Annotated in this window: 12 protein-coding genes, 1 pseudogene and 1 riboswitch; of the genes and pseudogenes, 3 read left to right on the top strand and 10 right to left on the bottom strand. The window is 74.2% G+C overall.

Annotated features, from left to right (window positions below):
• Positions 1 to 456, top strand: a 456-nt coding sequence (locus AB0J66_RS49515) for a cbb3-type cytochrome c oxidase subunit I (RefSeq protein WP_364676469.1), incomplete at its 5' end; no start/stop codon positions are given.
• On the opposite strand, the gene AB0J66_RS49510 is transcribed toward AB0J66_RS49515, so the two are convergent.
• The 3 genes from AB0J66_RS49510 to AB0J66_RS49500 form a co-directional block, all read right to left on the bottom strand.
• Positions 453 to 1,259: a DUF72 domain-containing protein gene (locus tag AB0J66_RS49510; RefSeq protein ID WP_364676475.1), complete on the bottom strand. Its 807-nt coding sequence runs from the start codon at positions 1,257 to 1,259 to the stop codon at positions 453 to 455. The two genes, AB0J66_RS49515 and AB0J66_RS49510, sit on opposite strands and share 4 nt — an antisense overlap.
• 43 nt (positions 1,260 to 1,302) lie before the next feature.
• Positions 1,303 to 2,559 carry a serine hydrolase domain-containing protein gene (locus tag AB0J66_RS49505; RefSeq protein WP_364676466.1) on the bottom strand — a complete coding sequence of 419 codons (1,257 nt, stop codon included), beginning with the start codon at positions 2,557 to 2,559 and terminating at the stop codon, positions 1,303 to 1,305.
• A gap of 71 nt (positions 2,560 to 2,630) precedes the next feature.
• Positions 2,631 to 3,290 carry a hypothetical protein gene (locus tag AB0J66_RS49500; protein WP_364676464.1) on the bottom strand — a complete coding sequence of 220 codons (660 nt, stop codon included), beginning with the start codon at positions 3,288 to 3,290 and terminating at the stop codon, positions 2,631 to 2,633.
• 130 nt (positions 3,291 to 3,420) lie between these two features.
• Here AB0J66_RS49500 and AB0J66_RS49495 point away from each other — a divergent pair, with 130 nt between their 5' ends.
• Positions 3,421 to 4,227 carry a MarR family transcriptional regulator gene (locus tag AB0J66_RS49495; RefSeq protein WP_364676461.1) on the top strand — a complete coding sequence of 269 codons (807 nt, stop codon included), beginning with the start codon at positions 3,421 to 3,423 and terminating at the stop codon, positions 4,225 to 4,227.
• Here AB0J66_RS49495 and AB0J66_RS49490 read toward each other — a convergent pair.
• The 6 genes and pseudogenes from AB0J66_RS49490 to AB0J66_RS49465 all read right to left on the bottom strand — a co-directional run.
• On the bottom strand, positions 4,196 to 4,348 hold the full coding sequence (locus tag AB0J66_RS49490; protein WP_364676459.1) for a hypothetical protein: 153 nt from the start codon (positions 4,346 to 4,348) through the stop codon (positions 4,196 to 4,198). The two genes, AB0J66_RS49495 and AB0J66_RS49490, sit on opposite strands and share 32 nt — an antisense overlap.
• Before the next feature lie 72 nt (positions 4,349 to 4,420).
• Positions 4,421 to 4,819 carry a cobalamin biosynthesis protein gene (locus tag AB0J66_RS49485; RefSeq protein ID WP_364676456.1) on the bottom strand — a complete coding sequence of 133 codons (399 nt, stop codon included), beginning with the start codon at positions 4,817 to 4,819 and terminating at the stop codon, positions 4,421 to 4,423.
• Positions 4,797 to 6,149, bottom strand: coding sequence for a cobyrinate a,c-diamide synthase (locus AB0J66_RS49480; protein ID WP_364676453.1), 1,353 nt, complete (start codon positions 6,147 to 6,149; stop codon positions 4,797 to 4,799). Before AB0J66_RS49480 ends, AB0J66_RS49485 begins: the two co-directional genes overlap by 23 nt.
• Positions 6,143 to 6,742, bottom strand: a complete 600-nt coding sequence (gene cobO, locus AB0J66_RS49475) for a cob(I)yrinic acid a,c-diamide adenosyltransferase (RefSeq protein ID WP_364676450.1) — start codon at positions 6,740 to 6,742, stop codon at positions 6,143 to 6,145. The genes AB0J66_RS49480 and cobO overlap by 7 nt, the downstream gene beginning before the upstream one ends.
• Positions 6,743 to 6,908: 166 nt before the next feature.
• Entirely contained in the window at positions 6,909 to 9,128 is a 2,220-nt protein-coding gene (locus tag AB0J66_RS49470) for a VWA domain-containing protein (protein ID WP_364676472.1), read from the bottom strand.
• 89 nt (positions 9,129 to 9,217) lie between these two features.
• Positions 9,218 to 9,340: riboswitch (cobalamin riboswitch) on the bottom strand.
• Between the two features lie 612 nt (positions 9,341 to 9,952).
• Positions 9,953 to 10,177 (bottom strand): annotated as a pseudogene (locus AB0J66_RS49465) (hypothetical protein); the annotation flags it as partial.
• A 404-nt stretch (positions 10,178 to 10,581) separates the two neighbouring features.
• Between AB0J66_RS49465 and AB0J66_RS49460 the strand changes: the two are divergent.
• Positions 10,582 to 12,156, top strand: coding sequence for a gluconokinase (locus AB0J66_RS49460; RefSeq protein ID WP_364676447.1), 1,575 nt, complete (start codon positions 10,582 to 10,584; stop codon positions 12,154 to 12,156).
• Positions 12,157 to 12,164: 8 nt separating this feature from the next.
• Here AB0J66_RS49460 and AB0J66_RS49455 read toward each other — a convergent pair.
• Positions 12,165 to 13,310: hypothetical protein (locus AB0J66_RS49455; RefSeq protein WP_364676445.1), on the bottom strand; the 1,146-nt coding region annotated here is incomplete at its 5' end.

Below are 13,310 nucleotides of genomic sequence, written 5' to 3'. Positions count from 1 at the left end.
GTCCACTTCTGGCTGACCTTCCTGGGCTTCCACGGCACGTTCCTGGTGCAGCACTGGCTGGGCACCGAGGGCATGCCCCGGCGGTACGCGGACTACCTGCCCAGCGACGGCTTCACGTTCCTCAACACGTTCAGCACCATCAGCTCGTTCGTGCTCGGCCTGTCGACGCTGCCGTTCATCTACAACTGCTGGAAGTCCTACAAGGTCGGCCAGCTCGTCACGGTGGACGACCCGTGGGGCCACGGCAACTCACTCGAGTGGGCCACGTCCTCGCCGCCGCCGCTGCGCAACTTCGACCGGATGCCCCGGATCCGCTCCGAGCGCCCCGCCTTCGACGCCAAGTTCCCCGAGCTGGCGGCCGGCGTCCAGTCCGAGGCCGGCCCGCCCGAGGGCGGCGCCCGCCCGCTGACGTCGGAGTCGCACGGGGGCGCCCGCTACGAGGAGGACAACACCTAGAACAAGGTCGTCGGTACGGGTTCGGGCAGCGGGGCCAGCCCCGGCGTCCGCGCCCGCACCTCCTCGTGGAACCGCCGCGCCAACGCCGGCGCCGCCACGTTGTCCGGCGTGTGCACGAAGACGGTCGGCGATCGCCCCTCCTTCAGCCACCCCGAGACGACCTGCACCCACTTCTGCCAGCCCTCGACCGTACGGGCCGTGTCATCGCGCCCGAGATACCGCACGATCGGCCGGGCGGTGATCGCCGCCGTCCGCAACGGCATCCGCGGCTTCTTCGTCCACGCGTCCCGCTCCATGTCACTGGTCGGCGGGCCGGCGAACATCACCGTCGTGTCGAACGGCACCCACTCGGCGTCCGCTGCCCGCAGCACGCTCTCGAGCGCCCGCGGATCCTCGAAGAAGGCCGCGTCCCGGACCTCGACGGCATATTTGTAGTCCGCCGGCAGCCGCCGCAGAAAAGCCGCGAGCACCTCCAGGTCGCCCGGCCCGAACGACCCCGGTAGCTGCACCCAGAGCGCGTGCACCCGCTTCCCGAGCGGCTCGATCGCGTGCAGGAACCGCCGAAGGTCCTCGTCGCCGCCGGTCAGCCGGTGCTCGTGCGTCACTGGCTTGGGCAGCTTGAGCACGAACCGGAAGTCCTCGCCGGTCTGCCGGGCCCAGCTCTCGACGGTCTCCCGGCTCGGCGTCGCGTAGAAGGTCGTGTTGCCCTCCACCGCGTTGCACCGCTCGGCGTACGCCCTGAGCTTGTCGGGCCCGGCCGCCTCCCACGCTTTGTGCGTCCATTGCGCGCACCCCACGTGCAGTGTCTGAGCCACCGGGGAAACTTACCGCAGCGGCCCCGCGGCTTTACCGCAGCGGCCCCGCGGCGGCCGAGGCCAGGCGCTGGAACTCGTCGGCGGCGCCGTTGAACAGGAAGTCGACGGTCTGGGTGAGGGCGATCGCGGTCAGGTCCCGATGCGGGTCGTTGAACCAGGTGGTGCCGTAGCCGCCCTCCCAGCCGTAGCGACCGGGCGCCGACACGTCGTCCGGCGTCACGCTGACGGCCATGCCGTAGCCCCAGCCGCGCCCGGTGAGCGGGAACGGCCCGGCGCCGGCCAGCTGCTGCGGCGTGAGGTGGTTGGTGGTCATCAGCCGTACGGACCGGGCCGACAGCAGACGCCGCCCGTGGTGAACGCCCCCGCTGAGCAGGAACCGGCTGAACGCCAGATAGTCGTCGATCGTGGAGGCCAGCCCCGCCGCCCCGGAGGGGAAGGCGGGCGGCCGCGTCCACTCCTCGGGCCGCGAGCCGGGCTGCAACTGCAACTGGCCCGTCGCCGGGTCCGCCGCGTACAGCCCCGGCAGCCGCGCCGCGTCGGCCGGCCGCAGCGAGAAGCCGGTGGTCCGCATGCCCAGCGGCCGGAACAAGCGCCGACGGAGAAAATCCTCGAGCGGTGCGCCGGCGGCCCGGCTGACCAGCACGCCCAGGATCAGGGCGGCGGTGTTGTACTGCCAGCGCTCCCCCGGCTGATACATCAACGGCAGAGTCGCGAACCGCCGCATCCACTCGTCCGGCCGCAGCGGCGTCCGCGGATCCGGCTGATCCAACGCCAACTCCAGGCCGGCCGCGGCGGTGATGATCGGGTAGGGCGGCTGGAAGCTGGGCTCGAAGATGATCCCGTGCCCCATCCGGAAGGTCAGCAGGTCCTCGACCGTGATCGGCCGGACCGCCGGCGCCGTCTCGCCCAGCGGCCCGTCGATCCGCCTGAGCACCCGGCGCCCGGCCAGCTCGGGCAGCAGCCGGTCGACCGGCTCGTCCAGCCGCAGCCGCCCGTCCTCGACCAGCATCATCGCCGCCGCCGCAATGATCGGCTTGGTCAGCGACGCCATCCGGAACGGCGTCCCCCGCCGCATCGGCTCGCTCCCACCCAGCGTCAGCGTCCCGGCCGTGTCGACGTGCACCCGCCCGCGCTGCGCCACGAGATACACGATGCCGACCAGCTCACCCCGCGCGACTCGAGCCGCCATCGCCTCACGAAGGCGAGCCAGTCCGCTCTTGCCCGCGCCACCGGGCACGGCCCCCACCATCGCCGCCGCTGCCCCACCCAACAAAGTGCGCCTGTCCATGTCAGTTCCCCTCCCCGGTTCGGTCACCGGTGCAGACCGACACGGCGGCGGAAACTCATCGGTGGCTCGACCTAGCGGACCCAGACCCGCAGGCCGTGCAACGGGACGAAGCCGGCGTCCAACGCCGACGCGAGCGCCTCGCCGCGCTCGTAACCCACCAGCGGACGTCCCGGGAAGAGCCCGCTGACCGCCCCGACCAGCTCCGTCCAGTCCACGGCCCACACGTTCGATACATCGACGGCGCCGCTGCCGAGCCGCGCGACCGCCCCGCCCGTGATCTGACCGTCGACATATCGGGCCAGGATCCGGAAGTGTGCCCGTCGCAGCAGGGGCGGCAGCAGCACCTCGCTGGTGTCGTGCCGGCCGGTCCAGTCGGCCAGCTCGGCCGCCTCGGTGACGACCCGCCACCCACTTGGCACGGTCGGGCTTTCCACACCGGCTTCCCGGTACATCCAGGTGGCCTCGAACAGAACCGACAGGCCCGCGCCGGTCAGGTCCATGGTCGCGAAGCTGTCCTTGACTCCACAGTGTTCCCGGGCCTCGAGCCGGGCCGCCACCTGTGAAGCGGTCACCTCGGGCTCGACCACCACCGCATCGGAGTGCAGCGGCGGCGGAGGCTCCAGCGCGCTCCACAGCCCGTCGGTCAGGACCGAGCCGACCCCGTGCAATGTGCACAGGTCCTCGTACCAGCCGACACTGGCGTCGACCGCCGTACGCAGCCGATCATCCATATCTCCACCCCCGCGGGTTGTCGTATTCGGGCGGCGCCCTTCGTAGCCAGGTGGGAAGGCTGCCACGAGGTCGCCGCCGACGACAGGGAGATATCGAGCGATGCCGCATCCCCAGGCTTAGATCCACCGGATGTCCGAGCTCGTCGAGCCGATCGGAACGATCACCTTTTCCGAGGTGCCGAACGAGGCCTTCCTGGCCCTCGGCATGCGCAACTACTGGGACGGCTACTTCGCCGGCCGCGCCGCGCCGCTGGGCCTCGCCCCGCCCGAGGTGGTCCACGCCGTCTTCTACAACTTCGCCGACGGCGAGGTGGCCCGCCACATCCCGTGGGTCTGGGGCAAAATCACCCCGCAGGAGGCGATCGCCGTCCGCGAGCGGGGCAGCGCCACCGCGCTGCGGCAGAGGATCGGGAAACTCGCCGGCTCCCCCATTCTGATCCGCCTGGCCGACCTCGCCACGCGGGCGGCGCTGAGCGCGCCGGCAGAGGGCCGGGTGCTGTACGCGGGCCTGCGCGCGCTCGCCGTACCCGAGGAACCGGTGGCCCGGCTCTGGCACGCGGCGACGCTGCTGCGCGAGCACCGCGGCGACGGCCACAACGCCGCCCTGGTCGCCCACGGCGTCGGCGGCACCGAGGCCCACGTGCTGCTCGCGCTCACCCTCGGCTTGAAGGCGCACGAATTCGGCCGTCTGCATCACCTGCCGAAACAAAAGCTCGACGCTGTCCTGGACGGTCCGCGCGACCGCGGCCTGGTCGACGCGGCCGGCGACTTCACCGAAGCCGGCCGCGACACCAGGCAGCGCATCGAGGACCTCACCGACCGGCTGGCCGCCCCGGCCTACGACGTGCTCCGCCCGGCCGAGCTCGACGAACTCATCGCGGGCCTGGAGCCGATCGCGGCGAAGATCAGTAGCGGCGGCGGTTCTGCAGACGGGTGAACAGGCCGCGCAGGCGGCGCTGGTTCTCCGGCTTGGCCAGCTGGCGGCGGCCCTGGTCGACCAGCCGGCGGCCCTGCGGGCTCTGCAGGAACGTGCTGACGCGCTGGACCAGCGTGGGCATGTGGTGCCTCCTCAAGATGCGGTGGCCCCTTTTGTTACCCGCGGGAACCGCGTTGTAAGCATCGGCCGGGTGTCATCCGGAACGCACCCGGACGACCGCGACCGTGACCGACCGGCAGATCGTCTTGGGGACGAGCAGGATGCCGCCGGGTCCGGCCACGTGCAGGGCGGCGGCCTCGGCCACGCTCGGCGTGCCGGCCATCGCCGCCACCGCCGGGCTCGGGTGCGGGACCGGCTGCGCCGCGAGCACCTCCGCCGGCACGGCCGTCAGCCGCCAACCCAGGTCAAGGGCCAGCAGCCGTACGCCCGGATCGCCCGCCCGGCGATCGACGGTGGCCAGCACGCCGACCGCGGCCGGCGTCACTCCGGCCGCGGCCAGCACCTGGTCGACGGCCGCTCGGAGGTCGGCCGCATCGGCGCCGCGGCGGGCGCCGAGACCGACCACCAGGTCAGCCGATGGCGCCGACGACACGTTCGGCGATCCCCGGGTTGCCGGCCCAGTGCAGGTGCAGGTAGGACGCGTGCACCGACGGCGTGGCGAAGCCCTCGGGGTCGGCGCCCCGCCACTGCCAGGCCGCGCCCCCGGCCGGCGAGAGCAGCAGGCCCGACCGCGGGTGCACGGCCGTGCGGTGGAACTCGTGCCCGGTCACCCGGGTGCCCGCCGGCGCGAGCGGACTGTCGGCCAGCGCCACCGCGTCGCGGTAGCCCAGCGTGAGCGACGGCGTCATCGCGGCCTCGGCGTCGATCACCCCGCACATCTCGGCCCCGTCGAGCGAGCGGCACAGCCACAGCAGACCCGCGCACTCGGCCACGATCGGATCGCCGGCCGCGGCCAGCGCCCGTACGGACGCCCTCAAAGGCTCGTTGGCCGACAGCTCCGCCGCGTACACCTCGGGGAACCCGCCGCCGACGACCAGAGCCCGCGCCCCCTCGGGAAGCTTCTCGTCGCGCAGCGGGTCGACGGTCACCACCTCGGCGCCCGCCCCGGTCAGCAACTCGCTCGTCTCCGCGTACGCGAAAGAGAAGGCCGGACCACCCGCCAGCGCCACCACCGGGCGCCGGGCGGACGGCGAAGCCGACGCCGGACTCCACGGCTCGACCGCGAGCGGCGGGGCCGAGGCCGCGATCGCCGCCACCTCGTCGAGATCCACCGAGGCGGCCACCAGCGCGGCCAGCGCCTCCACCGACTCGCGGGCCTCGGCCCGGCGCTCCGCGGCCGGCACCAGCCCCAGGTGACGCGACGGCGCGGCCACCGCGTCGGCCCGCCGCAGCGCCCCCAGGACCGGCGTGCCGACCTCCTCGCAGGCGTCCCGCAGGATCGACTCGTGCCGGTCGGAGCCGACCCGGTTGAGGATCACCCCGGCGATCCGCACGTTGCCGAAGCTGCGGAAACCGTGCACGAGCGCCGCGATCGAACGCCCCTGGGCCGCCGCGTCGACGACGAGGATGACCGGCGCCTCGAGCAGCCCCGCGACCTGCGCCGTGGAGCCCGTCTCGCCGGCGCCGGTGCGGCCGTCGTACAGCCCCATCACGCCCTCGACCACCGCCAGCGACGCCCCCTGGCTGCCGTGGGCGAACAGCGGGCCGATCCGCTCCTCCCCCACCAGCACCGGGTCGAGGTTGCGGCCCGGCCGCCCCGCCGCCAGCGCGTGATAACCGGGATCGATGTAGTCCGGCCCGACCTTGAACGGCGCCACCGGCACCCCACGCCGTGCGAAGGCCGCCAGCAGCCCGGTCGCGACCGTCGTCTTGCCGTGCCCGGAGGCCGGCGCCCCGATCACCACCCGGGGGATGCTCACCATTCGATGCCCTGCTGTCCCTTGCGCCCCGCGTCCATGGGGTGCTTGATCTTCGTCATCTCGGTCACCAGATCGGCCGCGTCCAGCAGCGCCGGCGGCGCGTCCCGGCCGGTGATCACCACATGCTGGGTGCCGGGCCGCTCGGCCAGCGTCGCCACGACGTCGTCGACGTCGACCCAACCCCACTTCAGGGGGTACGTGAACTCGTCGAGCACATAGAACTTGTGCGTCTCGGCCGCCAGGTCACGCTTGATCTGCGCCCACCCCTCGGCCGCCTCCGCCGCGTGGTCCCGTTCGGTGCCGGCCCGCTGGATCCACGACCAGCCCTCACCCATCTTGTGCCAGGTCACCGGCGCGCCCCCGGTGGCGCCGAGCGCCTTGAGCGCCGATTCCTCCCCGACCCGCCACTTCTCCGACTTCACAAACTGGAAGACCCCGACCGGCCAGCCCGCGCTCCACGCCCGAAGCGCCATCCCGAACGCCGCCGTCGACTTCCCCTTGCCGTGCCCGGTATGCACCGCCAGCACAGCCTGCCGCCGACGCTGCCGCGTCGTAAGCCCGTCCTGGGGCACGCTGACAACTTTCCCCTGCGGCATCAGAGACCCTTCCTGTACGCGACGAGCACACCGACCCGGCCTTCAGCGCCGACCTCGGACCCCACCGGCGCTCCGAAGCCCCGGCCTTGCGCGCCCACCCGGGACGTCCCCGGAATCCGGAAACCACGATCACGGCCTCCTGGAAGGTTCCAGGTCATTCGCGGCATCAGGCGGCCCGGCGCTGCGGGGTGGCGGCCCGCGCCTCGAGGGCGTCGAGCGGCATCAGGTCGGCCTCGAGGGCGGTGGCCAGCCGGCCGGCGAGGTTGAGCCGGATGGGGCCGGCCTCGCAGTCGACGACCACGGTGGAGACTCCGGCGAGCAGCGGCGCGACCGAGACCGGGTCGGGCCCACTGGTGGCCCGGCCGTCGGTGACGACGATCAGCAGCGGCCGGCGGCGCGGGTCGCGGCGGCGCTCGGTGGCGATGGTCGCGGCGGCCGTACGCAGCCCCGCGGCGAGCGGCGTACGCCCCCCGGTCCGAAGGCTCGCCAGCCGCATGACACCCACCTCATGGCTGGAGGTCGGCGCCAGCACCTGCTCGGCCTCATGCCCCCGGAACGTGATCATCCCGATCCGGTCCCGCCGCTGGTAGGCGTCCCGCAGCAACGACAGCACGGCCGTCTTGACGATGGTCATCCGCTTGCGCGCCGCCATCGACCCGGACGCGTCCACGACGAACAGCACAAGATTCGCCTCCCGCCCGACGTGGACCGCCTCTCGCAAATCCCGGGGGTCGACAGCCCGCGAGCGACTCACCAGGGCGCTGTCGGTGCCCCCCAAGCGCCCGATTCCGGCAGCAGCCGCAGCCGCCTCCCGAATCCCAGCGCCATCGCTTCTCACACGCCTGGCCCCGCCGAGATCGACACCCGAGTCGACCTCCGTGCGCGAGCCAAGGTCCACAGCGGGGCCGGTTCCTTGATCGGCGGCGCGACGGTGGAGGGCGGCGCGGAGAGTGGCCGGCAGATGTGGGGCGCCGGCGAGCTTGCCCTGCGGGACGCGGGAGCCGACGACCCGGCCCCGGCGCGCGTAGGCCGGGGAGCGCTTCCCGGCATGGCCGCCCACACCACGACGGGCAATGCTGAGATTCCGGGTGCGGAAGGCGGCGCCGGTGGCGGCCGGTGCCTGGGCGGCGGCTTCCTGCTTCTGCTGCGGGCCGTCGGCCGGCGTACCCGGGGCCGGGGCGCTGCCGTTCGGCGGGGGCGCGGAGCCGCCGCCGTCCTGCTGGGGGGCGGGGCCGCGGTCGTCCGGGCCGGGACCGCCGTCGCCGGGGCCGCCGCCGGACGGTGGCGGGTCGTCGTCGGGGTCGGGGCCGTCGCCGTCCTGCTCCTCGGCCTGACGTTGCTCCTCGGCGCGCTCCTGTTCGGCGCGTTCCTGCTCCAGACGCTCCTGCTCGAGCCGCTCCTGCTCCTGGCGCTCCGCCTCGGCCAGGGCCTCGTCCAGCTTTTCCTCATCGGTGCCGGGCGGGTCGAGCGGGTCGCGGCGGCGGCGGTGCGGGAGGGCGAGGCGGGCGGCGTCGCGTACGTCATCGGCGGTGACCACATCGCGGCCGTGCCAAGCCGCCAGGGCGACCGCGCAGCGGGCGACCACGATGTCGGCGCGCATCCCGTCGACGCCGTAGGCCAGGCAGACCCGGGCGATCCGGTCAAGCTCCGGGTCGGGCAGGGCGACATGGGACAGCCGGTCCCGCGCGGTCCTGATCCGGGCCGCCAACTCGCGCTCCTCGGCGGCGAAGCGGGCCGCGAAACCCGCCGGGTCCGCCTCGTAGGCCAGGCGCCGCCGCACCACCTCGGCCCGGTCGGTCGCGTCGCGCGGCGCGGCCACCGTCACGACCAGGCCGAACCGGTCGACGAGCTGCGGGCGCGGTTCGCCCTCCTCCGGGTTCATGGTGCCGACCAGCAGGAAGCGGGCCGCGTGCTTGACCGAGACACCGTCACGCTCGACGTGGGCCCGGCCCATGGCGGCCGCGTCCAGCAGCAGGTCGACCAGATGGTCCGGGAGCAGGTTGACCTCGTCGACGTAGAGGACGCCACGGTGCGCGCCGGCCAGCAGCCCCGGCTCGTACGCCTTGACCCCGTCGGCCAGCGCCCGCTGAATGTCCAGCGTGCCCACCACGCGGTCCTCGGTCGCCCCGACCGGCAGCTCGACCAGCGACGCCGGCCGGCGGAAGCTCGGGCTGTCCAGCGCGTGCGGCCCGTCCGGGCAGTCGGGGTCCGGCGCGGCCGGATCGCAGGCGAACCGGCATCCCCGCACGACGGCGACCTCCGGCAGCAGCGCGGCCAGGGCCCGGACGATGGTGCTCTTGGCGGTGCCCTTCTCCCCCCGGACCAGCACCCCGCCGACAGCGGGCGAAACGGCCGTGAGCAGGAGCGCAAGTCGAAGGTCGGCCATGCCGACAACGGCCGGGAACGGGTACGGCGTCACGCGGATCCCTTCTGTGCGGGTGTCCACGCCCACACGATGAGTGACACGAGCGGCCGGAGTCTCCTGACTCCCGGATCAGCGCTCCCCGCACGCCTTCCAGCCTGGCCGGCCGTGGCTACTCGACGGATCGCTCCCCGGTCACAGTGGCGGGACCGCCCCGGACTCGCACCGGGTTCCTCCGCAACCGCTCCCCGCAACTCTTTCCTACCGCCGACCACCCCGTCAACGCGGGGTGATTTCCACCGCTCCGCCCACGCCGGCCCCAGGAGCCGCTCCCCCCGTGGTGCTCCGCGCCGATCAACCTCCCGCCCGCCGCGCCACCCGCAGCCGGGGCGGCTGGCAACGGGGGCGGCTGGCAACGGGGCGGCTCGCAACGGGGGGCGGCGGCGCAGGCGGCCGCCGAGTGGACCGGGCGCCTTCGGCCGCCCCTCGGTGGCGCGGTCGAAGGCAGGTCTTGGTACGGGCGGCGGCGCGGCGCGGCGGGGAGCGGGCACGGCGTGGCGCGGCGTGGCACGGCACGGCGGGGCACGGCGCGGTCGGGGCGCGGCATGGCAGAGCGCTGTGCGGCACGGCGCTGCGCAGTGTGGGCGCGGAGCGGGGCTGCGCGGGCACGGCGGGGCACGGCGTGGTCGGGCCGCGGCACGACAGAGCGCTGTGCGGCACGGCGCTGCGCGGTGAGCGCGCGGAGCGGCGCTGCGCGGTGAGGGCGCGGAGCGGCGCTGCGCGGTGAGGGCGCGGCACGGCCCGGCAGGGCGGGCGCGGCGCGCGAGCGCGCGGCACGGCGCTGCGGGTCACGTCCGCTGGCGTGGTGTAGGAGCTGGCCATCGCTGATCCGTGTGGGTTGATGCTAAGTGGCGATTCCGACGGGTTGGTCGGATTCGGTGTCCTGGCCGGCGGTCAGGGGTGTGTGTGAGGCGGGCTCTGCGAAGGATCTCGAGGCCCACCGTGTAGCGGCGTCCTTCGGTCCATTCGTCGGTCTGTTTGGCGAGCACGGCGCTACGCAGACGAAGCGCGGCGGAGGGCTGCGCGGTCGGGGCGCGGCACGGCAGAGGGGGCGCGGTGCCGGCGGGACGAGGAAGGGCGCTGCGCGGGCGGGGCGCGACGAGGCGAGGCGCGATGCGGTGCGATGCGATGCGATGCGATGCGATGCGGTGCGATGCGATGCGATGCGATGCGGTGCGACACGGCAGAGCGGAGCGCGGTGCGGCGCGACCGGGCGCGACACGGCAAAGGGGGCGCGGTGTGGGCGGGACGCGGAAGGGCGCTGCGCGGGCGGGGCGCGGCAGGGCACGGCAGGGCGGGGCGGGTCGCGGCGGGGCGGGGCGGGACGGGGCGCGGCGTCCTGGGTCTGAGTCGTGAGAAGTGCGGTGGGTGGGCACTAGGTTGGGACAGGGCAGGGCGCTCGACTGGGAGGCTGCGCATGGACGTCGTGATCGGGATTGATACCGGGACCACCGCTACGAAAGGGGTGGCGGCCGGGCCCGACGGGCAGTTGCGTGCGCTGGTCAGCGTTCACTATCCGCTTTCCGTGCCGGGGCCGGGGCGGGCCGAGCTCGACCCGGGGCAGCTGCGTGACGCGGCGGTGAAAGCGCTGGTCGACGTGGCCGCGGCCTGTCACGAGCAGGGCGACCGGGTGGTCGCGGTCAGTCTGAGCGCATTCCTGCACGCGCTGGTCCCGATGGACGGCGCCGGGGAGCTGCTCGGGCCGCTCGTCACGTGGGCCGACGGGCGGGCCGGCAAGCAGTGCGACGACATCATCGAAGCCGGTCTCGGGAAGAAGCTTCAGGCCCGCACGGGCACGCCCGTGCACCCGATGTCGCCGCTGACCAAGCTGGCCTGGTGGCGCGAGAACGACCCGTCGACCTTGCGGGAGACGCCGCGGTGGGGCGGGGTGAAGGAGCTCGTGCTGGCGGCGGTGGCCGACGAGCCGTACCTCCTGGATCTGTCCGTCGCCTCCGGCACGGGCCTGTACGACATCCACGAGCGGCGGTGGGACGCGGAGGCCCTGGAGATCGCCGGGGTGAGGTCGTCGCAGCTGGCCGAGGTCGTCAGCACCACCCGGCAACTGCGCCTGCGGGCCGAGGTGGCCCGGGCGGCCGGTCTCGACCCGGCCACCCCGCTGATCATCGGCGCCGCCGACGGCCCGCTGGCCAACCTCGGTGTGGGGGCCACGCCGGCCGGCGTCGCGGCGATCTCGCTCGGCACCAGCGGCGCGCTGCGCACGGTGGTCGACCGGCCCACGGCCGACAAGGCGGGCCGGCTGTTCTGTTACGCGCTCACCGACGACCGCTGGGTGATCGGGGGCGCGGTGAACAACGCCGGCTCGGTGGTGCGCTGGGCCGGTGAGAGCTTCGCGGGTGGTTTCGAGCGTCCCGGGGCCGAGGGTGAGGACGCCGACGAGCGGGACGCCGCCCTGCTCATCGAGGCTCAGGGTGTCGCCCCCGGCAGCGACGGCCTGCTCTGCCTGCCGTACCTGCTGGGCGAGCGCGCGCCCTGGTGGCGTTCCGGGATGCGCGGCGCCTACCTGGGGCTGCGCCGGGAGCACGGCCGGGCGCATCTGGTCCGCTCCGCCGTGGAGGGCGTCTGCCAGCAGCTGGCGCTGGTCCGCGACTCGTTCACCGCCGAGGGCATCCCGGTCACCGAGGTCCGGGCCACCGGCGGCGCCGTCGCCTCCGACCTGTGGGTCGGCGTGCTGGCCGCCGCGCTGGACCTGCCCGTCTCGGTCGCCGACACCCCGGAGGGCACCGCGCTCGGGGCCTGTCTGCTCGCCCGGCACGCGCTCGGCGAGCTGCCCGATCTGGATCACGCCGCCGCCCTCATCCCGATCGCCGAGCCGACCGTCCCCGACCCGGAGAACGCCGAGCTTTACGCCCGGCTGCGCCCGCTCATCGAGACGTCGGCCCTGGCGGTGCTCGATGTCGTCAAGGAGCTGGACAAGCTGGCGCCGCAGCCCATCCCGGACACCGAGAAGGCGGTCCGCGACACGCCCCGCTGACCGGCTTCTCATGGCAGCGGGACCACGGCGCGCTGCCCCCGGGCGGGGTTGACCTCGAGCTCGGCGGCGGCGTCGGGGAGCAGGGCGGCCGGACCGGAGACCGGCAGCCAGTCGACGCTTCGCGTGCGGTAGCGGAACGTGCAGTCGAGCGCGGCCACGGCCACGCCGAGCTTCTCGGGCAGGCGGGCGTGCAGGACGGTGACACCGGCCGGGGTCTCGGTGGACAGGCCGTCCTCCAGCAGGCCCAGATAGTGCGGCGTGGGCTGGCCGTGCATCCAGAAGACGCGGGCGGTGCCGTCCAGGGCGACGGTCTGTACGACCAGGCGCCGGCCGTCCGGGGTGGCGGCGCGCAGGTGCCACTCCGTGGGGCCGGTCCACACGTGGTAGCCGTACGGGTCGCCGTAGGCGGGCATGGTGACGATGTCCCAGCCGTCGACCGTGGCCCGGCCCGCCCTCTCCCAGCCGGGCAGGTCGCGGTTGATCCGCTCGGGGATCTGGTTGTCGGCGGCGGCGGTGTCGACCACGGAGTGCAGATTGGCCAGCGGGATCTCCCCCGCGGGCTCCCGGAGGGCGATCCGGACCACCCCGTCGGACGGGGTGAAGCGGTGGACCACCATGTCGTTCTCGTCGGCGGTCAGCTCGGTGAAGGTCCGCTGGACGTGGCCGGCCGCGTCGAAGCGGTAGCCGGGTGAGAACTCGACGCGGCGCCCGGCGGTGGTCACCACGAGCACGTCCCGGTCGGGCCCGGCCAGCATGGCGCCGGGCGGAACCGTGCCGTACGGGACGTGGAAGCTGCTGCCCGTGGTCCGGAGCTGGTCGCCGTCGGAGTCGACGAAGCCGAGCGCGTCGAACGAGGGCTGCATCTCCTGGGCGACGAGCGCCACGGGGCCGGCCGGGGTGGACCCGGCCCAGAGGATCCGCGCGTCGCCCGGGCCGGCCATCTCCTGCCAGGTCTTCCGGATGCGTTTGAGCAGCTCCGTGTTCCCCGCGAGATCGCCGCGGGTGATCACCGGGAGGTCACGGCCCCGGCCCGCGACGACGGCGCCGGCGACCCCGGCCGCGCCCACGGCGAGCCCGCCGCCGATACCGAATAGCGTCGGCACGATCGACCAGCTCCTGGCGATGGCGTTGCGGTCGAAGTGGCAGCCGCTGCG

Source organism: Actinoplanes sp. NPDC049598 (assembly GCF_040675435.1).
Classification (GTDB): Bacteria; Actinomycetota; Actinomycetes; order Mycobacteriales; family Micromonosporaceae; genus Actinoplanes.
This window is presented reverse-complemented; position numbering and strand designations above follow the sequence as displayed.

Excerpts from the sequence above, each read along its gene's own strand:
- AB0J66_RS49505 (WP_364676466.1), bottom strand. The coding sequence starts at position 2,559 with ATGGACAGGCGCACTTTGTTGGGTGGGGCAGCGGCGGCGATGGTGGGG.
- AB0J66_RS49500 (WP_364676464.1), bottom strand. The coding sequence starts at position 3,290 with ATGGATGATCGGCTGCGTACGGCGGTCGACGCCAGTGTCGGCTGGTAC.
- AB0J66_RS49495 (WP_364676461.1), top strand. The coding sequence starts at position 3,421 with ATGTCCGAGCTCGTCGAGCCGATCGGAACGATCACCTTTTCCGAGGTG.
- AB0J66_RS49490 (WP_364676459.1), bottom strand. The coding sequence starts at position 4,348 with ATGCCCACGCTGGTCCAGCGCGTCAGCACGTTCCTGCAGAGCCCGCAG.
- AB0J66_RS49480 (WP_364676453.1), bottom strand. The coding sequence starts at position 6,149 with ATGGTGAGCATCCCCCGGGTGGTGATCGGGGCGCCGGCCTCCGGGCAC.
- cobO (WP_364676450.1), bottom strand. The coding sequence starts at position 6,742 with ATGCCGCAGGGGAAAGTTGTCAGCGTGCCCCAGGACGGGCTTACGACG.
- AB0J66_RS49470 (WP_364676472.1), bottom strand. The coding sequence starts at position 9,128 with ATGGCCGACCTTCGACTTGCGCTCCTGCTCACGGCCGTTTCGCCCGCT.
- AB0J66_RS49460 (WP_364676447.1), top strand. The coding sequence starts at position 10,582 with ATGGACGTCGTGATCGGGATTGATACCGGGACCACCGCTACGAAAGGG.